The 23,794-nt window shown below is 69.0% G+C and carries 17 protein-coding genes and 8 pseudogenes; 10 read left to right on the forward strand and 15 right to left on the reverse strand.

Going from position 1 to position 23,794, the window contains the following annotated elements; all coding sequences use genetic code 11:
- Positions 1 to 900: 900 nt before the first annotated feature.
- Entirely contained in the window at positions 901 to 1,083 is a 183-nt protein-coding gene (locus tag IE172_RS26580) for a hypothetical protein (protein ID WP_190099860.1), read from the reverse strand.
- Between the two features lie 292 nt (positions 1,084 to 1,375).
- On the opposite strand from IE172_RS26580, the gene IE172_RS26585 reads away from it, so the two are divergent.
- The 3 genes and pseudogenes from IE172_RS26585 to IE172_RS26595 all read left to right on the forward strand — a co-directional run.
- A complete protein-coding gene (locus IE172_RS26585) occupies positions 1,376 to 2,449 on the forward strand; it encodes a DEAD/DEAH box helicase family protein (protein WP_438817026.1) in 1,074 nt (357 codons plus the stop codon).
- Between the two features lie 1,408 nt (positions 2,450 to 3,857).
- On the forward strand, positions 3,858 to 4,964 hold the full coding sequence (locus IE172_RS26590) for a hypothetical protein (protein WP_190099861.1): 1,107 nt from the start codon (positions 3,858 to 3,860) through the stop codon (positions 4,962 to 4,964).
- A 67-nt stretch (positions 4,965 to 5,031) separates the two neighbouring features.
- Positions 5,032 to 5,870, forward strand: a pseudogene (locus IE172_RS26595) (IS5 family transposase); the annotation flags it as partial.
- On the opposite strand, the gene IE172_RS26600 reads toward IE172_RS26595, so the two are convergent.
- The 5 genes from IE172_RS26600 to IE172_RS26620 form a co-directional block, all read right to left on the reverse strand.
- Positions 5,867 to 6,244, reverse strand: coding sequence for a hypothetical protein (locus tag IE172_RS26600; protein ID WP_190099862.1), 378 nt, complete (start codon positions 6,242 to 6,244; stop codon positions 5,867 to 5,869). The pseudogene IE172_RS26595 and the gene IE172_RS26600 sit on opposite strands and share 4 nt — an antisense overlap.
- The gene (locus IE172_RS26605; protein WP_229886429.1) at positions 6,241 to 6,711 is read right to left on the reverse strand and encodes a DUF3885 domain-containing protein; all 471 of its coding nucleotides are present in this window, start codon (positions 6,709 to 6,711) and stop codon (positions 6,241 to 6,243) included. Before IE172_RS26605 ends, IE172_RS26600 begins: the two co-directional genes overlap by 4 nt.
- 106 nt (positions 6,712 to 6,817) lie before the next feature.
- Positions 6,818 to 7,033 (reverse strand): hypothetical protein, encoded by a 216-nt coding sequence (locus IE172_RS34830; protein ID WP_229886482.1) that lies wholly within the window; start codon positions 7,031 to 7,033, stop codon positions 6,818 to 6,820.
- Positions 7,034 to 7,328: 295 nt separating this feature from the next.
- Complete coding sequence (locus IE172_RS26615; protein ID WP_356083143.1) at positions 7,329 to 7,760, reverse strand: Fic family protein; 432 nt, start codon at positions 7,758 to 7,760, stop codon at positions 7,329 to 7,331.
- A gap of 357 nt (positions 7,761 to 8,117) precedes the next feature.
- Complete coding sequence (locus tag IE172_RS26620) at positions 8,118 to 8,795, reverse strand: hypothetical protein (RefSeq protein WP_229886430.1); 678 nt, start codon at positions 8,793 to 8,795, stop codon at positions 8,118 to 8,120.
- A gap of 129 nt (positions 8,796 to 8,924) precedes the next feature.
- Here IE172_RS26620 and IE172_RS26625 point away from each other — a divergent pair.
- Positions 8,925 to 9,718, forward strand: a protein-coding gene (locus IE172_RS26625; RefSeq protein ID WP_190099864.1) for an IS5 family transposase whose coding sequence is annotated in 2 segments (ribosomal slippage) — positions 8,925 to 9,258 and positions 9,258 to 9,718 — 795 coding nt in all. Because the reading frame shifts where the segments join, the coding sequence is not laid out codon by codon here.
- 1,043 nt (positions 9,719 to 10,761) lie between these two features.
- Here IE172_RS26625 and IE172_RS26630 read toward each other — a convergent pair.
- Positions 10,762 to 11,404, reverse strand: a pseudogene (locus IE172_RS26630) (HAD family hydrolase).
- Between the two features lie 546 nt (positions 11,405 to 11,950).
- Here IE172_RS26630 and IE172_RS35490 point away from each other — a divergent pair.
- Together IE172_RS35490 and IE172_RS35495 are read left to right on the forward strand one after the other, a co-directional pair.
- Positions 11,951 to 12,200 (forward strand): annotated as a pseudogene (locus tag IE172_RS35490) (ISAzo13 family transposase); the annotation flags it as partial.
- 98 nt (positions 12,201 to 12,298) lie between these two features.
- Positions 12,299 to 12,403: pseudogene (locus IE172_RS35495) on the forward strand (ISAzo13-like element transposase-related protein); the annotation flags it as partial.
- A 63-nt stretch (positions 12,404 to 12,466) separates the two neighbouring features.
- On the opposite strand, the pseudogene IE172_RS35500 reads toward IE172_RS35495, so the two are convergent.
- Positions 12,467 to 12,694, reverse strand: a pseudogene (locus tag IE172_RS35500) (helix-turn-helix domain-containing protein); the annotation flags it as partial.
- On the opposite strand from IE172_RS35500, the pseudogene IE172_RS35505 reads away from it, so the two are divergent.
- Positions 12,648 to 13,384 (forward strand): annotated as a pseudogene (locus IE172_RS35505) (winged helix-turn-helix domain-containing protein); the annotation flags it as partial. The pseudogenes IE172_RS35500 and IE172_RS35505 overlap by 47 nt on opposite strands.
- A 686-nt stretch (positions 13,385 to 14,070) precedes the next feature.
- On the opposite strand, the gene IE172_RS26645 reads toward IE172_RS35505, so the two are convergent.
- The 4 genes and pseudogenes from IE172_RS26645 to IE172_RS26660 all read right to left on the reverse strand — a co-directional run bounded on the left by IE172_RS26645 (position 14,071) and on the right by IE172_RS26660 (position 18,007).
- On the reverse strand, positions 14,071 to 14,922 hold the full coding sequence (locus IE172_RS26645; protein ID WP_229886432.1) for a YwqG family protein: 852 nt from the start codon (positions 14,920 to 14,922) through the stop codon (positions 14,071 to 14,073).
- A gap of 345 nt (positions 14,923 to 15,267) precedes the next feature.
- Entirely contained in the window at positions 15,268 to 15,858 is a 591-nt protein-coding gene (locus tag IE172_RS26650) for a DUF6042 family protein (protein ID WP_229886434.1), read from the reverse strand.
- Positions 15,859 to 16,909: 1,051 nt separating this feature from the next.
- Positions 16,910 to 17,038: pseudogene (locus IE172_RS35510) on the reverse strand (IS5/IS1182 family transposase); the annotation flags it as partial.
- A gap of 129 nt (positions 17,039 to 17,167) precedes the next feature.
- A complete protein-coding gene (locus IE172_RS26660) occupies positions 17,168 to 18,007 on the reverse strand; it encodes a patatin-like phospholipase family protein (RefSeq protein WP_190099866.1) in 840 nt (279 codons plus the stop codon).
- Between the two features lie 167 nt (positions 18,008 to 18,174).
- Here IE172_RS26660 and IE172_RS26665 point away from each other — a divergent pair.
- The 3 genes and pseudogenes from IE172_RS26665 (at position 18,175) to IE172_RS26675 (ending at position 20,291) form a co-directional block, all read left to right on the forward strand.
- Positions 18,175 to 18,860 (forward strand): annotated as a pseudogene (locus IE172_RS26665) (TetR/AcrR family transcriptional regulator).
- A complete protein-coding gene (locus tag IE172_RS26670; RefSeq protein WP_190099990.1) occupies positions 18,814 to 19,752 on the forward strand; it encodes a Rieske (2Fe-2S) protein in 939 nt (312 codons plus the stop codon). The pseudogene IE172_RS26665 and the gene IE172_RS26670 overlap by 47 nt, the downstream one beginning before the upstream one ends.
- Complete coding sequence (locus IE172_RS26675; protein WP_190099867.1) at positions 19,749 to 20,291, forward strand: DUF1360 domain-containing protein; 543 nt, start codon at positions 19,749 to 19,751, stop codon at positions 20,289 to 20,291. Before IE172_RS26670 ends, IE172_RS26675 begins: the two co-directional genes overlap by 4 nt.
- Before the next feature lie 7 nt (positions 20,292 to 20,298).
- Here IE172_RS26675 and IE172_RS26680 read toward each other — a convergent pair whose 3' ends face one another.
- From IE172_RS26680 to IE172_RS26690, 3 genes are all read right to left on the reverse strand, one after another.
- A complete protein-coding gene (locus tag IE172_RS26680) occupies positions 20,299 to 20,829 on the reverse strand; it encodes a hypothetical protein (protein ID WP_190099868.1) in 531 nt (176 codons plus the stop codon).
- Between the two features lie 1,032 nt (positions 20,830 to 21,861).
- A complete protein-coding gene (locus tag IE172_RS26685; RefSeq protein ID WP_190099869.1) occupies positions 21,862 to 22,416 on the reverse strand; it encodes an aminoglycoside phosphotransferase family protein in 555 nt (184 codons plus the stop codon).
- Between the two features lie 360 nt (positions 22,417 to 22,776).
- Entirely contained in the window at positions 22,777 to 23,775 is a 999-nt protein-coding gene (locus IE172_RS26690; RefSeq protein ID WP_190099870.1) for an NADP-dependent oxidoreductase, read from the reverse strand.
- Positions 23,776 to 23,794: the final 19 nt, after the last annotated feature.

The following is a 23,794-nucleotide window of genomic DNA, read 5'->3' on the forward strand; positions in this document are numbered from 1 at the left end:
CCCGCGGAGCGGGTCCCCCATCGCTGCGCGATGGGCAAGCGAACCCCCCGCGCTGCGCGCGGGGGGTTGCGCTCACGCTCCGCGTGAGCGCTGGCGGGATGCTGCGCATCCCGCTCATCAGCCTTGCGCAGCAAGGCTGGTGACGTCCCGTCCGCTGCGCTCCCGGGACTGTGGGGTCTTCGACCCCATGAGTGGCTTCCGCTGCGCTCCAGCCACTGGGGGCGCCGCGCGCCCTGGGGCCGGCCCCGCTGCGCGGTGCCGTCAACGGGCCTTCGGCCCGGGCAGCAAGGGGGAAGGGGGGGGCGGGCTGGGGTCACTCAGTTGTCGCGTGCTGCTGCTCTCCTCCTGGCCCGGTTCGCCACCCAATGGGCCACCACGTTGACCACGGCCACAAGGACAGCAAAGACAAACGCGTCGAACCACGTCCTACTCGTAAGGGCACGCCACACCGCCGCAGCCGTCCCGTACACGGCCACAACAACCGCCCAACGCGCCCACCGCCGGGACCACACCCGGGCCAACCATCCTTGGCTCTGCATACCACTCGGCTACCCCGGTGGCCGGTCGTCACCGAGCCTTGCGCTACGGCCTGAGCAGTTACGGGGAAGAGTTTTCGCTTCCTGTTCGGATCGCGTGCTGATGGCGCCTCAAGCGGGTGAAGCTCTGGACGGCGAGAGCCGGCCAGAGCAGTGCGCAGACTCCCGGGAACCACAGGTTGAACCCGGCCGGCCCGTACTCCTTGCGCCACAATGCCAGCCCGAACCAGACCAGCATGAGGACAGCCACTGCGAGCTGCACCCACCGCGCTGTCCGCAAGGTCTCGGCCTGGCCCTCGGATAACGGATACGAACGATCTGCCATGCCCATCGACTACCCCCGCGGGGCAGATGGTCGCACCTCCTACGGTTGGGTGCGTCCTTCGAAGTCACGTCGCACTGCCGCGCCTTGGTCCTCGACCAGCCCTGCACTGTCGGGGAGGTCCAGGACCGCGCCGCAGTGATTGCACAGTTTCCCGTCTTCGGCCGGCGTGCCGCACGCCTTGCAGAACCGGTTGCCCTCGCCATTTCCAATGGTCTGTGTCATGACTCTCTCCTGCAGGATGGACAGTGACAGACGGGGAGTACCCTCGATGTTTCCGCTGATTCTCTGAGCCTTTGCTTCATTTTGTGGCTGCGATAGATTCTGGATCTGTGAGGCACCGTCATTGTGAGTTCTGTGGCCTGCTTGAGGGTGTTCGTGTGTGCCCATGTCGGGGCGGTGCGGCTCCGGTGCCGGGGTGTAGGTGCTGGAAGTCAGACCCGTCCTGACATGGTCATTTGGTTGTGCCGTGGTGTGGGTGCGGTGTTGTCCGGCTGGTGGGAGAGGGTGGACTGTCATGGCGGTGAGGAAACTGCGTCCTCATCAGCGGGAAGCCGTGGACGCGGTAGTTCGGGCGCTTGAATTTTCTGCAAGATCTATTGTGCCGGAGCGGGGGTTGCGGACTGAGGTGATCATGGCGACCGGATCGGGCAAGACCTTGGTGGCCGCCCGAAGCGCCGAGGAGCTCCGCGCGGGCCGTGTGCTGGTCCTCGTGCCCTCGTTGGATCTGCTCGCCCAGACCGAGGCTGCGTGGCGGGAGGAAGGCCGCATAGGACCGATGATCGGCGTCTCTTCCCTGCGGGGTGAGGAAGCGTCCTTCCCGAATACCATGGCCGCGGGTGAGCTGGTTGCCTGGGTGCGGCCGCTCGACAAGGTCACCGTCTTCGCCACGTACGCCTCCCTCGGGCTCGGCACGCTCGAGCGTGCGCACGCCGCAGGCCTTCCGGGGTGGTCGCTGATCGTCGTAAACGAGGCGCACCGGACGTCGGGGCGGATCGGCAGGCCGTGGGCGGTCGTCCACGACAACACCCGCATCCCGGCCCTGCGCCGTCTCTATATGACGGCCACGCCGCGGCTGTGGCAGCTCGACGACGACTCCGAGGCTGTGCCGGGCGCGCCGGGAGAGCTGGTGGCCTCGATGGAGGACGGCCCGGACGGGTTGTTCGGCGCGCGCTGCTACACGCTGACGTTGTCGGAGGCGATCGACCGGGGGATCTGTGCGCCGTATCAGGTGGTGTGTGTGGACGTCACCGACACCCAGCTCCAGGCCGCCCAGCTGCTGGGGGTGGGGGGCCGCTCGGACCAGGTGCGTGGGGCGCGGCTCGCGGCGTTGCAGACGGCGCTGTTGAAGGCGTCGTCGGAGGAGGGCATCCGTCGGACGCTCGTCTTTCACCACCAGGTGAAGGAGGCTGAGGCGTTCGCGGCTGGTCTCACGGACGTCGCCGCGCGGCTGCATGCCGCCGATCCGGAGCGGTACCCGAAGACGATCTGGGCCGACTGGCTGTGCGGCGACCACAAGCCGAACCACCGGCGCCGGGTCCTTGGGGAGTTCGCGGGCTTCCGGCCGCCGGGCACTTCGATCTGTTCATGAGCCGTGACGGAAACGGAGAGCAGTTCCGACTCGGACGTGAACCCAACGGTAGCGCCGCCCCGTCGTGGACCTGGAATGACATGGAGTGAACTAAAGGGCCCCGGTCTCAAACAACCAAATGGTGGATTGGACGAAGGAGTGCATGGCCGCTCACGCGTGCGCTACACCAAGGGCACTCCGACACAATGAACGTCCGGTCGTTGTCGGACCACAAGGAGGGTGTTCGTTCTCGATGTGCACTCGTAATGCGCAGGCCTCGTCCGAGTGCGTACTGGGGAACCCTGCGCACTCAGTGCACTGCCATCGGCGGCCCAGGCGCGCAAGCCGGTTAGAGTGCGCTTGCGCAGCGCGGCGAGATGCCGGTCGGCGCGGCTGAGGGAGCCGAACAGTTCGGCGGTGATGCCGTTATCGAGGAGCCAGCAGGTCTCCCATGCTGCGGGTGCTGCTTCGTTCACCACGGCGGCATCACGGGCCATGGACAAACGGTAGCAATCACGTCAGGCTCCGCCTTGCCTGTGCGCGCTGCATGGGCCTCTCTGCGCGAGCGGAGGTGAGCCGGCTTCGGAGGCCCCAGCAGTGGGGCTGTCGCAGTCCTCTTCGCACCAGCGGAGGTAAACCGTACGCCCATTCTGGTGCGTTCTGCCGGCGGGATCCTCACCTGGCCCGCTTCCGCGCGAGCGGAGGTAAACCGTGGGTCAACGTTAGCGGCCACCTTTTAAGGTCATGTTCTCTCCGCGCGGGCGGAGGGTGAGCCGTAAGACGGTCCGGCCGAGTGGCTTCGGTCACGAGGACGGGTTCTGGCGCAAGTTGTGTGACGCGGGCGCACGTTTAACGACGGCCTTGTGCCTAGTAGATGTGGTCGTCGGCGCGTTCGTCCTCGGGCGTCCGTCGGAGACGCCACGCACCGAAGCTGACCCCAAGAGCCCCGCCCATGAGAGCTGCCGCTCCTGCCCACACGCCGCTGGGCGAGAGCGCCGCAGCGAGCAAGCCGGCCAACAGGGCGCCGAGCAACAGGTACATGACGACGATAAAGCACGCAGCGAGGTAGCGATTCCTCAGAGGCGTCATGCCACCTTGCATGAGGTCCTCCTGTCCCTTTCGGTGGTTCCCTTTTCACGTATCCCCGAATGTTCACGACAATCCGGCTCACGGGGTCACGTCACAGAAGTTGAGCCAGAGCCCGAGAACGGGCAGCACATGTTCATCACTTCGGAAGGCGCCACAGCACACCGGAAATTCGAACACCGAGTGAGCCGCTTGCCATAGCCGGAGGCGGCGGCTGGCACTTGCCCGCGCTGCGTTGAGACTCCACGACGGTGGCAGGTGCCGTTCCCGCACGGATGAGAAAACATGTTGGCTGGCTGCTGGCGAGCTGCGACGATGCGTCTGATTCCCCGGCGGAGGACATTTGTTCGTTTCCGTGTGTGCGGGATGCGGCACCGAGTTGACCACCCCGCTGTCCCAGGTCTCACTGCCAGTCCACGCCCGTCAGAAGTACGGGAACGGGGCCCAGCTTCCGGTGCTCATGGAGTCCGGGACGTTTGCCGTGGACTTGGACCCCTGGGGAGGGCCGTGGCGGATGTGGGAGGAGATCGATCCGGGCGAGGCGGAGGCACGCGGCATCTACGCGCCGGTCTACGCCCTGTCCGACAGTACGCCCGGGGCGAGTGTCATCGCGCCCGGTGATATCCGTGGAACCCGGCTGATTCCTGAGAAGCGCGGCGGTGCCTGCTGTGGCCTCGACGGGGCCGACGGGCCCAACTTGGCCTGCGAGGCGTGCGACCTCCCTGTGGCGACCAGGGTCGACGACTGTTCGCTCTGGCAGGCGGTGCGGCTCAGCCCGGACGCCGTGCGCCGCATCCCCGTTGACGGTATCCACGCTGCGCCCCTTGCTTGGGCGGAGCTGGCAGAGAAGGGGGAGAAAACGCCCCCGTTCGAGCCGATTGCCACGTGGGGCGGACGGTTGGGGTCGAACCACTACTGGTCGTGGAGCCCGCAGTGGGAGGCCGCAGCCGGCCAGGCGCTCGCCCACCTGCTGGTTGCCTCGCAAGGGCAGCCGGTGAAGGTCCCAGGCGGTCTGACCGCGGACGTGTTCCAACGCGCGCTGGACGCCCTGCTGCCGACAGGCCCCCCGAAGCGGCGCGCCGTCCTGGCCGGCCCGGGACGGCCCTCCCCGGGCGCGGGCGTCGACATCCTCCTCGTACCGGTCCATCCCCAGACAGGTCAGACCTGGACCCCCGCCAGCCCGACTGCGTCGGCATACCCGGTGCCCCTGCCGCTGGGGGTATGGCTGTGGCTGGTCTCTCCCCAGCCGTACTTGCCGGTTCCCGCATCGGGCCGCATACCCCAAGACGTACTCCGCGACGACCCGCTCCCCCCGATTCCCAGCCACCTGTTCCGGGCCGACCGGGGAACGTTCCAGCACACCTTGGTCCGGCTACCAGCCGTGCGCAGTCCGTGGCTGCGCACGATCCTCGAGAACCTCACGCAGGGCACCTCGGCCGACCTCTTCTAGAACGTGTCCCTTTGGTCGGTTGGTCAGTTGATCGGATGTGTCCGTCCGATTGGTGATCACTGATGCGATGTGGGATCTAATCGAGCCGCTGATGCCGGCCGATCCGGTCCGTGGTCGGCGGTGGGCCGATCACTGTCGCACCCTGGAGGCCATCGCATGGAAGTACCGCACGTGCTCGCCCTGGCGGGACCTGCCGGACGGGCTCGGCTCGTTCCGGACCGCTCACAAACGGCTGCTCAGGTGGCCGTGGACGGCACCTGGGAACGCATCCTTGCCGCGGTCCTGGCAGCGGCCGAGGACGCTGACGACATCGGCTGGACCGTGTCGGTGGACTCCACCGTCTGCCGGGCCCACCAGCACGCCGCCGGAGCCAGGAAAAAGGGGGCTCCAGGCCGGACCGAACCCGACGACCACGCGCTCGGACGCTCCCGCGGCGGCCTGAGCACGAAGGTCCATCTCGCCAGCGACGACCATGCACGGCCCCTGGCCCTTCGCGTCACCGCAGGGCAGGCGGGCGACGCCCCGGCCTTCGAGACCGTCAGGGCCGCCATCCGTGTTCCGCGGAGCGGACCCGGTAGACCGAGGACCCGCCCGGATGTCGTCCTGGCGGACCGCGCCTATTCATCCCGGGCGATCCGGAACCACCTCCGCCGACGTGGAATCCGCGCTGTCATCCCTCAGCCCTCCGACCAGATCAACCACCGTCTGCGGCGAGGCCGCATCGGCGGCCGACCGCCAGCCTTCGACGCCGATGCCTACAAGCAGCGCAACACGGTCGAGCGATGCATCAACCGGCTCAAGCAGTGGCGTGGCCTGGCCATGCGAACGGACAAGCTCGCCATCGCCTACCAGGCCGCACTCCACCTCGCCGCCATCCTCATCTGGGCCCGGAGACAGCCCGCTCAGCGATCGACCACCCAGCGCGCGTCCGTCGGCCAGGACCCCGTGCCGATGATCTGCTCCACGAGCCTGAACGCCTCACCGATGGCAACGGTGTCCTCATCCGGATACTCGTCCGCCTGCCCGTTGCAGAGGACAAACCCGTCGCTCACCCCCTGAGCCCCGGGGTCTACGGCATGCTCGCCGGGATCGCCCTCTTCTTCGAGCAGCATCACCATCGCACGCTCGGTATTCGTCATGAAGGCCAGCGATCGGCCGGACGAACTCGTCAGCCATGTCTCAAGCTGCCCGCTGTCAACCCTCAACCGAAGAGCCTCCAGCACCACCTCGGACGACACAGGAACAGGGCTGTCGTCATTGATCACCCAGGACTCGATCACGCGCACGACGATCTCACGGACGGTTCAAGGAGACAGTCCCTAGCGGGGAAGACGTCGGCGCCGCCGTCGTAGGGATGGTGGATGCGGCGCATCTGGGTGTCGCTGACGAGGACTCCCGCCACCTTGTCGCCAGCGATGTCTCGGAGCAGCTCATCAAGGCAGCCATGATGCCAAGGACGGCGGGCGGCGAAGAGGGGGCAGTAGGCGCGGAACTCCGGGTCAGGACCGTCCTCCACCAGCAGGCTCTGCCAGTAATCGACCTCGGGCTGGAACGGGGGAACCTCGACGTCGGTCGTTCGGACCGGTGTGATCACGTACACGTCTCCATCGGCGAACAACTCATCGAGGACCGTGTTGTACCGCCCCAGGACGACGGCGTACTCGCCCTCGTCCTCCGCGTACCGCTTCGATTGCAGCAGGTTGTGGAAGCGCAGCCAGAGATTCCCGTACATTCCGGTACGGGTCACGGAGCTTGTACCCAACCGGAGGACAGTCGGGCCAATGCTGCTGCCGCAGTTCGGTCAAAGCCGCCTGTACGCCTCCCATCACGTGCCGCACTCGTCCTCTCGCCGATCAGGCCAATCCAGCTCGCCCGTAGAGCTGCCGCTTGATCTTCTTGATCCGGTTCACGGCACCTTCACCTGAGCTCCAGTCCAGGGAGAGGCCAGCGGTCATGGCGTCGAGGTCCCGGAGCAGATGGACTGCGTTTTCGGTGAGACCAGGCAGCTGGCTGGCGAGGACTGCGTCGATCCAGGCGGGGAGCGTGGCGCCGAGGCGGCCGGTAAGCATCTCGCCGAGATCGCAGACGTGTCCGGCTGCCGTGTCCAGATCGGGACAGCGGGCCAGGACCTCCTTCCGGCCCGGTCCTCCTCGCTCAGTGCGGTGGGGTGACGGGTGAGCCAGCCGGTCACCTGCCGTACCGTCGGCGGCCGTGGCGGTACGGCGGACAGAGCGCCGCGCAAGGTGACGATGTGCTCTCTGATCGGAACGGTCGCATCAGCGTCTGAGGTTCTTAGTCAGCACCACGATCAGGACCGCCGCGATGAACACGACGCCCAAGATGACGCTGATCACCGCGCTCCCACTACTCGCGCCACCCGCGGCAAGAGTCATGGTGCTGCCTCCTTAGCTCACGATCAGTTCCTTGGCCCCGTACCCGAAGAACGCGGGCAGCGACCAGGCCCGCAACCTGCACACCGCGCTGCGATCCTCCCTCTGGTCGTGACTTGCTTCCGTTGGACAGGCGGCGCTCCGCCGCGGTGACCAGGACCCCAAGCAGCACCGCAAGATCGACCGCGCCGTCGGCGTCGTCGGCCCAGCGGGTGGCTTGCAGTGGGTGTACCTGGTCGCGTGGGGCGCCTTCGCGGGCAAGGACGAAGGCCAGTGCCAGCATGGCCGCGCGGGCGTTGCCGTCTTCGAACGGATGGAAGAACAGGACGTCGAGGTAGGTCCGGGCCGCACGTGAGGGGAGGGGCAGGTCCGGTTGAGAGCTCTCGGACAAACAGCTCTCGAACAACGACGGAGTGCTGGGTGGCAGGCCGTAGCGTTCCAGCCCACCCTTCGCGAAGGCCGGCTCTGTGCGGAAAAGGGGCGGAAGGTTGGTGCAGAACTGTCCGTTGCCAGTTCTCCATGAGGTCGAAGCTCAGCCGTCTGCCCTGTGCCGCGTCGGCGAGGGCCAGGTCAAGGGCGGTCAGGATCTGCTTGGTCCCTTCGGCGTCGCGGCTGCCGCGTGTGGTGGTGAAGAAGTCCCGGACACCGTCGTATGCCGGTGCCCCCGCGCCCGGGTGAGCGCCACTCCAGTACGGCCAAGAGATCTGTGTGCGAATGCGCAGCCAGTCGGCGAGCGAGTCCCGATGGTGGCCGGGCCCGAACGTCACCGGTTTCCGTCCACGGTCCGGGCGAACCGCGAACTCACCGTGTCGACCACTACGACGTCCGGTGCGATCCAGCTGCCGAATCGGCCGCCGACTGCGCTTTCCACGATCTCGCGACCTCGTTCCTCGTCAATGCCGTTGTAGGCGAGGAACCATCCGAGGACCTGCTTGCAGTGCCCGTACCAGCCGCTCTCGGCCCGCGTCTTGTCGGCCACCACGGTCACCAGCCGCGTGCACGCGCGCTCCCAATGCCAGGGATCCGCAGAGGACAGGGACACCGTTGAGTGCGATGGCGGCGCCAAGGCGGAGAAGCGCCCCGCCAAATCCTCGATCCAGTCACGCCACTCGAGCAAGGCTGCAACGGCCACCGGGGCGGTCGTGTCCGCCGTCGTCACGGAGTGGCGGGCACAGCACCACACGTCGACGACCCCGCCGTCGGTGTCCCCCTCACCCACAGACCAGTTCCAACCGCAGGCCCACCGGCCGTAGCGGTTCACCAGGAACTCGGTGACGGGGTCCAGCGAGCGCCACCAGTGCTCTTCGACGGCCTCAGGGCTGGGCAGCAAGAGTGCGACAAGACCGGCCAATGCCTCCGCCGCCTCCTCGTCCAGCTCGAACGGATGCCGCAACGGATCGACTTCTGCCCAGGTCAGGGTGCGTGCCCACAGTTCGCTCACCACGCCACTCTGCAACCATTTTGAATCGAACGGGGAATGATCTTCAAAGCCGGCGGTTCACCCAGCTCAGACCGACTCGTGAACAGCCTCAGACGGTGTCTTGATTGGCGCCGGCTCGTTGCGCCAGACATGGACATAGTTGAACGGCTGGTGCCGGACGGGCTGTGGGAGATCTTCCAGACGGTGGCGCCGGTACGCGCCCAAGGTGGAGGCCGGCGGCGGTGCGATGACCGCGCGGTCCTAGCCGCGACCATCTTCGTGGCCACCTCGGGCTGCACCTGGCGGCAACTGCCGCCGGTCTTCGGCGCCTCCTGGCAGACGGTCCACCGCCGCTTCACCGAGTGGTCCACGACCCGGGTGTGGGCCAAGCTGCACCGCGTGGTGCTGGACCGGCTCGGCGGGAGCGGCGAGCTGGACTGGTCGAGGTGCGCGATCGACTCGGCAAGCGTCCGGGCAGTCAAAGGGGTCCCCTGACTGGACCGAATCCCACCGACCGCGGCAAGCTCGGGTCGAAAATTCACGTCATCTGCGACCGCAGCGGGCTGCCGATCTCGGTGGGTATCTCCGGCGCCAACCTCCACGACAGCCAAACCCTGATCCCGCTGATGCGCGGTATCCCACCGATCCGCTCCCGCTACGGGCCCCGACGCCGCCGGCCGGCCAAGCTTCACGCGGACAAGGGCTACGACTTCGACCACCTGCGCGGCTGGTTGCGCCGTCGACAGATCGTGCCACGCATCGCCCGCCGCGGTATCGAGCCGTCCGGCCGTCTGGGCCGGCATCGCTGGGTGATCGAGCGCACGATGTCCTGGCTGAACGGCTGCCGGCGTCTGCACCGCCGCTACGAGCGCACGGCGGAACACTTCCTCGCCTTCGTCGGCATGGCCAGCGCCCTCATTTGCTACCGCCGACTCGTCCGATGAGGCTCACTTTCCCCGCAGTCCAGCGCCAGGGGCGATCTACCAGTGATGCCAGACCTCTGCGGGAGTGATGTCCCAGGAGGTGCCCGCGATCTCTCCCGTATTAAAGAACGATGCCCAGCTCAGGACCGTATCGCCAGCGCGCTGTCCGCCCCGATCGAACTCGAAGTCCGGCCAGCACAGGTCGCCCGTGAGGCAAAACGAGATGCCCAGGCCACGAGCTCAGCGGCCCAACCGTCTGGCAGGGAACGTAGCCCCATCGCTCCCGCTCTGAGTCCGCGAGCACCGCCCAATAGTCCATGTCCATCGACGCATGATCGTCCTCACGGCGCTGTCGACACAATCTGACCGAGGACGCAGAGAAGCACCCGGGTCCACGCTCACGCTCGCCCCCCTGTCGCAGCCAATCAAGACACCGTCTAAGTCCCAGGCACCGAACTTGTAGGCGACCGCGTCAGCGGAGCGGTAGGCCTGGACGAGGAGCCCGGCAAGTTCGGCGCGCTCTTCGGCAGGGGCCGTGTGGTAGGCGCGGGACAGCTCGATCAGCAACTCCGGGACCGCGCGGACGATCCGCGTGTATTGGGCTGCGACCCGCCAGCGGGCGGCGTCCGCGACCGCTGTGCGCAGCTCATGCATCGGGCGGACAGTGCCATCCTCGGGGGCGTCGTAGGTGGCGATCGCGGCGGAAAGCGCCGGCAGCGCGTCGGGCACACGAGTGTTCACTGCGCCGCGATCAGTGCACAGGCGGCCCGGGTCGACTCCGAGAGCATGGGCGATGGCTTCGAGGGTTGCGTCCGTGACGCCTCGCTCGATCTTCCGGACGGTGCCGAGCGCACGCACGCCGCGTCGGCAAGCTGCCGCTGCGTCATTCTCGGCCGCGTCACATTGCGGTAGTAGGCGAACCGCCGGCCTACACCGCCATCCGTAAATGCGGGCATCCTGGCTCCAGTTCGGTGCGTCCACTCCGAACGGTACCCGCGTCTTCACTCCGTGCTCACCTGGATCGGCTCCACCAACTCCCGGCTGGTGGGGCCGTTTCATGCCGGTCAGGCGCGGACGAGGTCGGTGAGCTGGGTGAGGCTGTCGATCCGCCAGTCCGCCGCTGCCACGACGTCGGCGGCGGCCCCCCTCAAGTGCCCCAACGGGCCGCGGCGAATGTGGGCCGCCCGCAGGCCGGCTGCCTTCGCAGGGAAGACATCGTTGGCCGGATGATCGCCGACGTACAGGGTCGCACCCGGTGCCGCCTGCGCGACCTCGACGACCCGCTGAAAGAACCCGGGGTCCGGCTTCGCCACACCCCACTCCCCCGAGGTGACGATCAGGTCCGCCGGCAGATTGAGGCCCCGCAGCAACTCACCCGCGCGTACGGTCTGGTTCCCGGCGATGACCACGCGAACGCCCAGCTGGCGCAGTGCGGACAGTGCCGGGCGGACGTCGTCGTACAGGTCGCCCTCATCCAGGTCTTCCCCGCGGTCGGCGGCTTCACGGGCCTGATACTCGGCAGCGACATCGAGTCCCGGCCGCACCAAACGGAGAGCTTCGGCAGTTGTCACTGCCCCGGGCGACAACAGCACCCACGAGCGCGGACAGAGTATGGCGAGGAACACCCAGCCGGTCGGCCCACGACGCCCAGTAGCGGTCGTCCCGGGTGATCGTCTCGCCGACATCGAACACGATGGTCTCAATCACTTCCCGCAGCCTGAACCCCACGCCGGCTTGCACGGCGAGGGACGCCCTGACCTGCCGTGGACGGGACGCGCGGCAGCGTGGTCGGGGTCATAGCCAGGGCTGTGCAGCCACGGCCGGTGTCCTGTGACACGGAACCGTGTACGTGTCATCGAATGGTGCGCGACCATGGGAGCCATGGGCTCACGACGATGCGACAGGTGCGAACTGATCATTGGGGAAGGCTGCGACTGCCCTGCAGACGGAAGCACTCCTCGAGAGGTAGACGGGGCGGCTGTCGCCCCGCGCGCCCCAAAGGGCTTCGTCCTCGACAGGATCCTGGTCTCGCCTCGGGGTTACGCACATATCCCGGGTGCGTGCGTCCACTATGTGGAGTCGCCCGAAGACGCGGCATGGGGATGGATCCCCAACCCAGCCCCAGGACAGTGGGGCAAGATCAGTGAACTTGATCCTGCACAGGCCACATCAGGCAACACGACACTGCGCGCCAAGAGGCGCTGTCCGGACTGCGAACACTTCATAGGCCCGTTCTGAGGGCGTTGGTCTGGCATGAATGGGTTGGACGAGCAACGGACGGCACTGACAGCGAAGTTCGCAGCGATGCTGCCTGACTTGGAGGAGCGGCAGCGTCGACTGCTGATAGGGATGAAGGCCCGGTCGCTCGAGCACGGCGGGATCAGGGCGGTTGCCCGCGCCGCAGGCGTTCGTGAGGGCGCGGTGTCGCTTGGCATGCGGGAACCTGAGTCCGGTCAGGGCCCGCTGGGTCGGATCCGCAGGGTCGGCGGTGGCCGCAGGCGTCTGGTCGAGCGCGAGCCGGTCCTGCGAGTATCGACCGGGCCAGAATGTACGGCTGCGGCCTCCTTCCCCCCACCACCAGGCACACAGCCCGACCAGCCTGCCGAACTGACTCGGCAGGGATACCGGATCGGCCCGGACACGGTGGGCGGTCTGCTGCGCGAGGAGGGCTTCAGCCTGCAGGGCAACGCCAAAGTCTGGGAGGGCGCAGTCGAGGAGAGCTCGGACCAGTACGGGGGTGGTGCCGCGTTCGCCGGTCTCGATCCGGCTGAGAGAGCCCTGGTTCACCTCGATCTGCGCAGCGACCTCGGCGAGGGAGAGGCCGGCCGCCTCTCGTAACTGGCGTATTTGCGTAGCGAGTTGGCGCTGCACGCGACGCTCTCCCTGGTTGGCGCTGGACGGCAGACAGGAACGGCATGACTGCCAGCGACACGGTGGCGATGAGCTGAGGATGGAGGCGGCCGGGCGGTTTGCCCAGGGCGTCGAGAACTCGGTCATCGCGCACGACCTGCGAGTCAGCGTCCGGTCGGTTCAACGCTGGCGCAGAGCCTGGTCGCAGAACGGGTCCCGGGCCCTGGCCTCCAAGGGCCCGGCATCACTGCCGCTGCTGAGCGACGAGCTGTTCGCCGTGCTCGAGCGGGAGCTGGCCAAGGGGCCGGTCGCGCACGGCTGGCCGGACCAGACCTGGACCCTGTCGCGGATCAAGACGCTGATCGGGCGCCGGTTCCACAAGAGCTACACCATGCAAGGGGTGGCCGCCCTGCTCAAGCGGCATGGCTGGAGCTGCCAGGTCCCCGCCCGCCGAGCGCTCGAGCGGGACGAGGCGGCTGTGGCCGGCTGGGTGAAGGAGACCTGATCCCAGGTGGAAGGACCGTGGCGGCGCTCGACGCCTGGCTCGCCTTCGAGGACGAGGCCGGATTCTCGATGACGCCGCCGACCACCCGCACCTGGTCCCGCCGCGGCCACACCCCGGTGATCCGCGTGCCGGGCCGCTCCCGCCGCCGCTCATCAGTGGCTGCCCTGGCCTGCTACAAGGCCGGCGAACCCTCGCGGCTGATCTACCGGCCTTGCCCGAACACCCGGCCCGACGGGCGCAAGAGCTTCTCCTGGAAGGACTACCGCGACCCGATCCAAACCGCCCACCAGCAGCTCGGCGGCCCGATCGTGCTGGTCTGGGACAACTTGAACGACCCACCGGTGGACTCCAAGCCCGGAGCCGTGCGGAACCCCTTCAGCGGACGGTTCACCGGACCGGCGCAGCATACGGGCCCGCGGGCATCACTCCCCTGCTCGGGCAGGCCGGGGGGCGGTGCAAGACCCTGCCCGGCGCTCCACCCGCCCCCTCAATGTCGGGGCGAGGCTTCTTCACATCCGCGGCCGCTGGGGCTCCGCCAGCCGCGTCGGCAGCGTCTGCTCGAACGCGAGTATTCCCCGGCTCCTCGCACCATGGCGGTGTACAGGCCGTCGAACTCCAGTTCATGGAGATCGAGTCCTTGGACGCGGACGTGCCGGGAGACCAGGTCCGAGGTCGTGGCCCGGTGTTGCTCGTGCGCGTCGCGTTCCGTCGCGGCCACTGGCTCCCCCTCTTCTCCAGCGCGGTATCTCCCCCGCTCACGCCGTGATCCTGTGTGGTCAGGCGGCTGACCGAGTATCGCCCCCACGGGCTCATGGCATTCCGCGTCGGGCCAGGCCGGCGTGATCTGTCGTAAAGGGCTGATGAACTGCTGCCTGACAGTCTGTTCGCACTGCTGAACACCGACGCGGCGGCCGGCCACAGGCCCCCGGGGCGCATGGCGGCCCGGGGCCCTTCGTGCTTCAGAGGCCCTGCCGGGGGTGCCGGAGGCGGGCCTGGACAGCGGCCCGCCTCCATGGGATCACGGGTTCCAGGTCATGGTGGCGTAGACCCGGTCGAAGCGTCGCGCGGCCAGGTCCTGCCGGGAGATCGACCAGGAGTAGAAGGCCGCCTCCAGGCCGCGGAGGCTGTGTTCCCACTGCGCGAGGCACACCCAGTCCTCGGGCCGTACGCCCGGCTCGGCCGGGGACCTCTCGCCCCGCTCTTCCGCTCGTGCCGCCTCCCGTCCCGCCGCCACGCTGGGGTCCTCCACCTCGTTCTCGTCCGCGGCGTACCCGCCCAACTGGACCCCGGTGTGGATGTCGTCGTGCGGCAGGACCGTCCACACGTCGCACAGCTCGCGGGCACGGGGGTGTTCGGGGAGGGTCTTGCAACCGAAGGGAGACCCGGGGTCGTAGACCGAGATGTGGAAGGGCAGGGAGACGGCGGTCCTCAGATGGAGCGGGCCTTGAGGGAAGTCCGCTTCGTCTGAGACGTTCCTCCATCCCGGACTGAGGTCAAGCCGGCGTTCCTCGACGGGCGCGCCCGCGGGGATGTGAAGTGCGGTGCCCAGGCTCTCCTCGCCGATCCCGTCGGGGTCGGGGTCGGCGAAGAGCAGAAGGTGACCATCGGCGGGTAGGTCGAGACCGGTCGCTCCGGCGGGCAGTGCGGCGAGGTCGACGGTGGCGGCGAGCTCGCACCACGGGTCGGGGACGTCGGCGGGAAGCATGAGGGGCCCGCCGAGCCGACCCACCACCGGCCCCTCTCCCCTGGCGTCCAGGAGTGCGCAGGGGCGGGCAAGGTCCGTCCACCGCTGGATGTCGTCCGGCGGGATGCCCGCAGCGAGGGCACTCTCACGGAACTCGCCCAGTCGGTCCAGCATTTCGGGAGTCACGGGGCCTCCTGTGATCGCAGCGGGCGTCGTTCCTTCCGCCCGTGCCAGCGGTGGATGTGCCGGACAGAGCCGACGGTGTCATAGGAGGGACTGTAGGGACCGGGTGTGACAACAGGTGCGGCGCGGGCGCACAACAGGTGCGGCGCGGGCGCCGACCGGGCCAACCCCGGGCCCGCAACCCGCCGAGGTCCGTCAGATACCGCGGCCCACTTCAAGGTCGCCCACTGACACTGACACCCTCTCGCGCGGGCCGGCCGCGGCGGGGGACTTGCCCGAGGCGCTGTTGCCGCAGAGCACGACCAGGCGCGCTTCGCCACTCCCCCACGGTGCCGTGCGCGGCCTCCGTCACCCGCGGCCGACATTCCGCGAGAGCGAGCCGGGCGTCGTCGACGTCCTGGCCGTGGCTGCCGCCAGCCGGTCCAGGGAGGTGAGATCGTCGACCAGCTGTTCGATGAGGGTGCCGAGGAACGGGCCGGTGCGCATCGCCCGGCGGATCCCGTCGAGGCGCTCGGTGAGTACGGGGTCCAGGCGCAGCAGGTCGTCGGGCAGTGGCAGCGCGGCGGGTATGGACCATCGGGTGCCGTCCGGCGTCTCCTCGCGGCGGGCCGGGCCCCACGTCAGGTAGAGCTCGGACAGGTCCCGCACGGTGGCGGGCACCGGGAAGCCAGCTGTCGTCAGCACGGCGCTGAACTGCTCCCAGCGGGCCGCCTCGCATGCCTCGCGGCCCTCCGGTGCAGCCTCGTAGTCCCATTCCTCATCCGGCCAGGAAAAGGTGAGCGCGCCGTCGAAGTCGCCGCAGATCATGTCCCAGTACCCGCCGAAGACCTCCCGCAGACAGTCGTCCAAAGAGGCGGTGAAACCCGGCTGGCACGCCGTCCCGACCAGCATGGTCAGCGGGAAGCCCTGACGGGGCAGGACATGCTCCCAGCCCGACATCCACCAGTCATTGTGGCATCGCCAGGCCCCGGCGCGGCCCGGGCACAGACGCCTAATCAGTCATCCGCAGCTCTTGTTGTATCGAGCTTCGATGGTTACCTCGAACCCGCAGCTCCCGCCGCCCAGGCGTGGGTGGGGCGTTGTGGTCCGTGAGAACCTGCCGCGTCTGGCTGCGTACGTTGCGAGCATTGAGGAAGCCGAGCTTCTTCGAGAGGCAGAAAGAAAACCGCCTCTCGCAGTCCCTGCAGGTCTGGCGAGCTGCCATGGCCCGGTCCGGGGACCGGTTCTAAGCGAGTGTCGGGACGCGCTTGGGCGTCGCCGGGTCGACCCAGAGCAGGCAGCCACGGGTGGGGTGATTACACGACCATTGCGCCCGGTACGAGCACCATTTGCGGCGCAGGATCGCGACCGGGCCGTCGTTGCCGCCGGGGCTGAGGCCCATGTCCATGAGCTGGCCCCAAATGACGAGTCCTTCGGGGCCCCGCCGCGATCGAACTCTGGCAGGAACACGTCCGAGCGGGGCACGCACTTGATCTCGCGGCGCCGCTTCCTGCGCCTCCAGGGCACCAGCGGCCCCAGGCGCCAGGCAGCCTGGCGGGGCGCTGCGGGTAGCGAGGGCCGGGACGCCGCGGGCGGGGCCGGCGGATCCGGCGGCGCTGGCGAGGGATGAGCACGAGTGATCAGTCGTCGGTGGGCAGCGCTGCGCCCCGTCGACGTGGTGCTGGTGTTGGCGGAGCGCGGCGGGTGGTGCGTTCGGCCAGGCGACCTGTCCCGTCCTCGGCCGGCCTCTGGGGTACGGGGCCGGGCGGGGACCGGGCAAGGCTTCATGTCTTCATCGGGTGAGCAGCAGTCGAGTCGTGTTCGGGGCGCTGCGCCCTGGTCGGTCGCGGCGTTCGCAGGTGGTAGGTGGGAGTGGCGTTGCGGTCAGCACTGGAGCGGGTGGACGTTGTCGTCGAAGTCCTCGCCCGCCGGGGCCGGGGCGTGGAGGTGGAGCTCGGGGTTGAACTGCGGCGGGTGGTTGTGGACGATGGGCCGCAGGGTCAGGCCGCGCAGCGCAAAGGCGCTGGCGAGCGCCGACATCAGGGCGGCGAGCCCGGTCGCGGCGGCGCACTCGCAGGCGGGCGGACAGGAAGCGAAGGGCAGAGCCGGGCACATCGACACCCGGCGGATAAATGAACACGTGCAGCCTCCGGTAAAGGCGGTTCTCCGGTCGAGAACACACCTACCAGGAGCTTCGTCGTCTCGTGTGGCAGACGGCTTCAACTTCCCGCGGTCAAGGGGAGTTTGGCAACGTGCGCTTTGACGCGCGTCACCCCTGCCAGACGTCGGCCACCGAAGGGGCCAGTGCACTGGCCTGGGTGTGGCCCGCGCGGGCGGCAGCCGGTCGGCGTGTGTCGTCCGCCATGTTGCGGCCCATCGCGCGGCGCGCGGCGTGGTCCGGGGACAGCAGGATGACGCGCGCCCCGTCGTCGGACAGTTCTGCGGCCTGCTGCGAGGCGCTCGGATGCGGCCCGACCGCTCGGGGGACCGGCACGACCGCCAGCACCCGGCGGTACCCGCGGGCGAGCTGGAGGTTGGCGGTCGAACGACTGCCGCCGTCCATCCAGCGCCGGCCCGCCACGGTGACCGGCGGCCACACGACGGGTACGGCGCAGCTCGCCGCGACCGCTTCGAGGAGCGTCACTTCGGAGTGTGAGTCGAACACCTCAAGTCGTCCGGTCCGCGCGTCGACCGCGGTGATCCGCAGGTTCCGCTCGGGCCAGTCGCGTACGTCGCCCAGGAGCGCGCCGATCGTGTCGAAGACGTCCGATTCCGGACCGGTCCGGGCACGTAGCGCCGCCCGGGCGAGGCGTTCGACGGACCGCTGAGGATCGCGGGAGCCGAGCGCCGCCCAGAGGAAGCGCGCCGTTTGGCGCGCGGTCACCGGCAGACGGACCGCGTCTGCTCCGGAGAGCTGGCGCTCGTACAGATCCGCGGCCGGGAGGCCGGACCGGATCCGGGAGCCGAAGACGGCACCGGCGGAGGTGCCGATCACGACGTCGGCGCTGCAAAGATCGATCCCCGCCTCGGTGAGCCCGGCGAGCACTCCGGTCAACCAGGCTCCGCCCACCGGCCCGCCGCCGCCGAGCACGAGTGCGGTGTCGGGCATGCCTCTCCCCCCCGTGAACGACCGCGGGTGCCCCACCCGCGGGAAGCAAAACGGGGAATTATCCCCGTTTACTCGGTCGACGATAGCATCCGTACCGGGGAACGCTCCCCGGTACGGGCGGGAAAGGGGAGACACAATGGGTGGCCGTCCCCCGATAGGGAGCCGCGATGCGCCTGCGCAACCGAAAGCTGCTGACGGACAAAGCCCGCGAGGTCTTCGCAGAACAGGGCTTGGACGCCCCACTCGACGAAATCGCCCGGCGGGCGGCCGTGGGCAACGCCACCTCTAACGCCACTTCACGGCCCGCTCCGTGCTCGGCGACGAGGTCTTCCGAGATGCGCTTACGGAGACCACGGCGGCGGGCGAGCGGGCACGGACCGTCGAGGACGCCTGGACAGGACTGCCGCAGTACCTGCGAACCGTGTTCGCGGGCCTGGCCACAGACCGCGGCACCAACGGCCTCATGGCCACGAACCTGGAAGGCGTGACTTCCCTGGAGGCGATCCACGCACACAACCGCGAGACCATCGACGAGCTGCTCCGGCGCGGTCAGGAGCAGGGGATCATCCGCCCGGACCTCACCGTCCAGGACCTGCTCTTCACGCCTGCAGCACTGGGCCGGTCTGTTCCCGCGCTCACCGGGGTCGCCCCGGACGCCTGGCTCCGCCCGCTCGCCCTGCTCCCCGACGGCCTTCGCGCCAGTCCGGCCGCGCCCCTGCTGCTGTCTCCGCCTCCTGGACCGGCCGTTTGTCCCCCGTCGTCGGGGGGACCCTCCGCTCATGAGCAAGAAGCCAGGTCGCCGCCGTATGGGCCAGAACCGGATGCTGTGGCTGCTCGACGCCCTGGAGCGTGATCCCAGGGCGGACGCGGCGACCGACGTACTGGCCAGGAGAGTCCGGGCCCTCCCGTTGGGCAGCGCACGGGACGCGTTGCACGGCCGGTGGCTCGGCCATCCCGTGCACCCCCTGATGGTGCAGGTGCCGATCGGCAGCTGGATGTCCGCAGCCGTGCTCGACCTGTGGCCCGGCCGTTCCCGGGAGGCCGGCCTCCTGGTGGGCGTGGGACTGGCCGCGGCCGGCCCCGCCGCGTTGGCGGGCGCGGTCGACTGGGCCGAACTGCACCGTCAGCAGAAACGGGTGGGGCTGGTGCACGCCGTGGCCAACACGGCGGCCGTGGGACTGTACGGGACCTCGCTCTTCTGCCGCCTCACCGGACGGTCCGGAACGGGCCGCGCGTACGGCTTCCTCGGGCTGACGGCGGTCGGCCTGGGCGGCATGCTGGGCGGCCACCTGGCATACCGGCAGGCTTCCGGCGCCAACCACGCCGAGGAAGTACCGCACGTCGTCAGTGACGGCTGGCACGGGGTCGGCACAGTGGACGAGTTCCCCGCCGGACAGCCCGTGCGGCGCACCGTGGACAACGTGCCGGTCCTGGTGGTGCGCGAGACCGGCGGAACCTTCCACGCACTGGCCGAGCGGTGCAGTCATCTGGCGGGCCCGCTCTCCGAGGGCACGATCAGCGACGGGTGTGTCCAGTGCCCCTGGCACGGCAGCGTCTTCCGGCTCTCGGACGGCTGGAACGTCCGCGGCCCCGCCACCGCACCCCAGCCCGCGTTCGACACCCGCGTCGTCGACGGACACGTGGAGATCAGGCTGCGCCGTGCGGACGGGACGGAGACACCGGCCGAGCGCGGAGCGGAGGCGGACGAGGCGGGGACACGGGCTGAAGGGGAACGCAGGCCATGAACGCGGCATCCGACGGCCGTTTCGCGGAAGGTCTGAGGCGACGGTGGCGACGCACCGAACGCACATACTCGGCGGACGAAGGCCGCCCGCTGCGCGGCTATCTGACGGCCATGGCGGCTTTCGGCGTGTACACGGCGGGGTGGGCGACGGTGGTCAAGATGCGCGGCCGTCCCCTGCCGGACCGGCCCGTGCCGTGGGACGTCGCACTCACCGCAGTGGCTACCTTCCGGCTGAGCCGACTGCTGAGCAAAGCGTCGGTGACCAGTCCGCTGAGGGCTCCTTTCACCACGTTCCAGGGCCCGCAAGGGCCGGCCGAGCTGCACGAGGAGGCGCGGTCCGAAGGCGCCAAGGACACGGTCGGCGAGCTGGTGACATGCCCGTTCTGCATGAGCGTCTGGGTGGCCTCGACCCTCACCGCCGGGCAGCTGCTGTGGCCGCGCGCCACCCGCACCAGCATGGGGGCGCTCACCGCGCTGGCCGGCGCGGACGCCTTGCAGCTGGCGTACAGCGCGCTGGTGGCCAGGACGACCGAGGAGTGACCACTTCTCACACGCCTGACCGCCCGCGGGCCAGAGGTCCTGCCTCGGAGTGACGGCCGGGGCGCAGTGCGGCGTGGCGTTGGCCGGGGCCGGGCCCCGAACGGGCGGCCAGGGCATCGGCGACAACGCCGGTGGCGAAGGCGTACACCGTCTTGTGCAGCAGGTCGATGACGAGTTCACGGCGCGGCCAGGTCTGTGGCGGGGCGCCGACGCCGGTGGCGTTCTCCAGGATCTGGTCGCTGGTGACACGGACGACGGCGAACTTCCCCGACGACCAGGGCCCGCGCAGCCCGGCGTGCGACATCCCCGACCGCAGAATCCCGAGGAGGGCGCCCTGCCCCACGTGCATGGCCAGGTTAACCGGCACAGGTTGGCGGCCAAGGTCCTCCCGCATGCCGGTCAAACGTTCCATGGTCCGGGCGGGAACGTGGGAGTCGGGCCGGCCGGTCACCCGTTGCTCCACCTTCTCCCCCAGCGTCATCACCAGCACGCCGACGGTGCCGGCCACTGCTCCCTGCCACAGCGCGCGCTTCATCATGCCGCGACGAGTACCCAGGCTCCGCGGTCCACCTGCTCTCTGTGGTTCGCGGCCGTCACCGTTTCATCCGAGAGCGCGCGGAAACCCGGCGCCCGACGGTGGCCGCCGGGCACCGCCACCGGTCGCCCGCCCGCTCGTCGGCCCGGTGCGACGGCAGGGGCCGCCAAACGGTCCGTCGCTGCGGGCCTCCATACCGACGGCCTCAATGCACACGTCGGGGCCGCGTCCGCCGGTTCGTTCGCGCAGTTTCGCGGCGACGTCGGTGGTGGTGTACGCCAGGCCATCCACGCCTGCGGGCAAGGCGGGCACCGTCTTCATCCTCGGGGTCTTCGCATGAGCCGTCGACATGTTCCCGCTCGGCGCGGAGATCAACGACGGGCTCACCGTGCGCGGCGCGCAGATGCACGGCCAGCGCTACATCCCGATGCTGCTGGACCGGCTGGCCTCGGAGAGTTCGAGACGGCCCACCTGGCGACCCACAGCCTCTCGCTCGACGAAGCGCCCACGGCGTACGACATGTTCAAAGAAAAGACCGACGGCTGCATCCGCGCCGTCATCCGCCCCCAGTCCTGAAGGACCGCATGATCACCAGTCGGGTCGCTAACGGACTGGCCCGGCGCCGGGCACGGTGGCGGTCGGCGCCGGCCCTGCGCCCCCAGCCAGCGGGACCGTTTGATTGCTACTTCCGGGTGCGGCGCCGGGATGTGACGGTCCGGAGTTCCCCACCGTCATGGGCCACACGGCGCAGGACGGGCCACCCGGCCGCCGCGCAAACCAGCCCATGAACCCCACCACCCTGCGCGACGCACTCCGTGAACTCGGCAGCCCGGCCGAGAAGGGCCGGGCCTCCGCCATCCGCCGGATCGGTCCGCCAGGCCCCCGCCCCCGTCATCGCCCAGACACTCTGCTACCACGACAAGAGCACCACCCGCATCGCCACCGACGCCGGAGCGCCCTGGAAAAGCTGCGCTCCGGCAATCACACCGACTGACAGGCATCGCGGCTCGAGATCGGCTGAGGCCGACGGAGCACTCAGCTGCCGGCCAGAGCCGCGAGGAACTGAGTCTCTGCGTCGTCCCGCCCCGCACACATTCTGGGGACCGCGATGCGGGCGGCCAGGGCTCGGCACCAACCCAGCACACGACGAGGAGACATGCCAGGAACCAGCGCCGCCAGCTCCTCGACCCTCCGCTCCAGCACGGCTGGATCCGCAACTCCTTCAAGCACCCAGTCCACAGCGTCGAAGCCCGGGTCGCCCCACGTCGGCCTCGGATCAACCACCACCAAGCGGGCACGCGGACCAGACAGCACGGTGGCCGGATGGAGATCACCATGCACGAGGCCCACAGGCCCATTGCCTGCAAGTTCCAGCGCTGCCGCTCGTGCATGCCGAAGCACCTTCGAGGCAACCGGATCGTTCACGTCGCCCGCTGCCAGCCTGCGGTCGGTCAAGTCGAACACGAAGTCGACGCGGTGTGAGGGAAGCCGCAGTACCGAATGCTCACCCGGCGCGGAAGCAGAGGCCCGCAAGTCCCGCAGCAGCGCCGCGACCTCGGCCAAATCCCCTGCACGCTGGCTCACCTGCACTCCCGGCTCCATATCCTCCCGAACGACGAGCCGGTCCCGGACCTCTGGTGCGACGCAGACCAGCTCTCTCGACTTGTCCCCCCGCGGGTGATAGATGCAATTTCGCGCATCCTTAAGACCACGGTCCGTGCACCTCCCACGACATTGCAATCGCCACAGCGAGTGGAGGACGGTCTCGTCGAACCACCCAACACGCACCGAACTCTGGATTATCGACGGTTACCGGTCGCTGTTCCCCGAGGCCGTACGCCACGGGCGCGCAGCTCGGCAATGTCGGGGAGGTGGACGCCGCGCAGGGCGTCGATGAGGTCGGCCGGGACGCGTGGGCGTAGTTCGCCACCACCTGCTGGAGTTCGGCGATCACGAGACCACCCTCAGCACGATCTTGCCTTGGATGTGGCCCTGCGCGGCTCGCGTGTGTGCGCGGGCCGCCTCGGGCAGCGGATAGGTGCTGTCCACCCCGACCTGGAGCTTGCCCTCGTCGAGCAGGTGCCCGATCTCGGCGAGCTGGGGGCCGTTGGAACGTACCTGAATGTTCGAGACGGTGATGCCCAGACGCGCCGTCTCTTCCGGGGCGTACTGGGCGAAGAACACCGGAAGCATGGTGCCTCCGCGCCTGAGCACGGTCAGGAAGCGTGAGCTGACCGGGCCACCGACGGTGTCGATCACCAGGTCGACGCCGGCGGCCACGTCCGCGGCCTGTGTCCTGGTGTAGTCGATGAACTCGTCGGCGCCGAGCTTACGCAGGAACTGCTCGTGCCGGCCCGAGGCCACCGCGATGACGTGTGCCCCCTTCCATTTCGCCAGCTGCACCGCGAAGTGGCCCACTCCACCGGCGGCCCCGTTGACCAGCACGGTCATCCCCGGCGTGATCGGCACCGGCCGGTGCACCTGGCCGGTGAAAGGAGACGGCACGTCGTGGCCGAGATCAACCAGGTACTGCCAGGCCGTAAGCACGGCCATCGGCGCCCCGGCCGCCTGCACATGGTCGATACCGGCCGGCTTGTGAGCCAGGTCGGAAGCCGGCGCGGCCACGTACTCGGCGTATGTCCGACCCCCGAATCCGGGGAACCGAAGCATGCCGAAGACCTCGTCACCGACGGCGAACCCCAGCACATCCGGAGCGACCGCCTGGACCACGCCCGACATGTCCGTTCCAGGGGTCAGGGGGAACTCCATCGCCGGCCTCATCTCGGCCGGCATCACCTTCATCCCCTCACGCAGGTACCAGTCCGGCGGGTTGATGCCCGCAGCGTGCACCCGGACGAGCACCTCGCCCGGACCGATCTCGGGAACCGGCACCTCGTCATACTGCAGTACTTCCGGCCCGCCCGCTTCGTGAAACTGGATCGCCTTCATCGCGCCTGTCGCTTTCTCG

It is taken from the genome of Streptomyces griseoflavus (genome assembly GCF_014649995.1).
Taxonomy (GTDB): Bacteria; Actinomycetota; Actinomycetes; order Streptomycetales; family Streptomycetaceae; genus Streptomyces; species Streptomyces griseoflavus.

Excerpts from the sequence above, each read along its gene's own strand:
- IE172_RS26585 (WP_438817026.1), top strand. The coding sequence starts at position 1,376 with ATGGCGGTGAGGAAACTGCGTCCTCATCAGCGGGAAGCCGTGGACGCG.
- IE172_RS26580 (WP_190099860.1), bottom strand. The coding sequence starts at position 1,083 with ATGACACAGACCATTGGAAATGGCGAGGGCAACCGGTTCTGCAAGGCG.
- IE172_RS26690 (WP_190099870.1), bottom strand. The coding sequence starts at position 23,775 with ATGAAGGCGATCCAGTTTCACGAAGCGGGCGGGCCGGAAGTACTGCAG.
- IE172_RS26680 (WP_190099868.1), bottom strand. The coding sequence starts at position 20,829 with ATGATGAAGCGCGCGCTGTGGCAGGGAGCAGTGGCCGGCACCGTCGGC.
- IE172_RS26670 (WP_190099990.1), top strand. The coding sequence starts at position 18,814 with ATGGGCCAGAACCGGATGCTGTGGCTGCTCGACGCCCTGGAGCGTGAT.
- IE172_RS34830 (WP_229886482.1), bottom strand. The coding sequence starts at position 7,033 with ATGCTTACCGGCCGCCTCGGCGCCACGCTCCCCGCCTGGATCGACGCA.
- IE172_RS26660 (WP_190099866.1), bottom strand. The coding sequence starts at position 18,007 with ATGCCCGACACCGCACTCGTGCTCGGCGGCGGCGGGCCGGTGGGCGGA.
- IE172_RS26650 (WP_229886434.1), bottom strand. The coding sequence starts at position 15,858 with ATGTCGGGCTGGGAGCATGTCCTGCCCCGTCAGGGCTTCCCGCTGACC.
- IE172_RS26675 (WP_190099867.1), top strand. The coding sequence starts at position 19,749 with ATGAACGCGGCATCCGACGGCCGTTTCGCGGAAGGTCTGAGGCGACGG.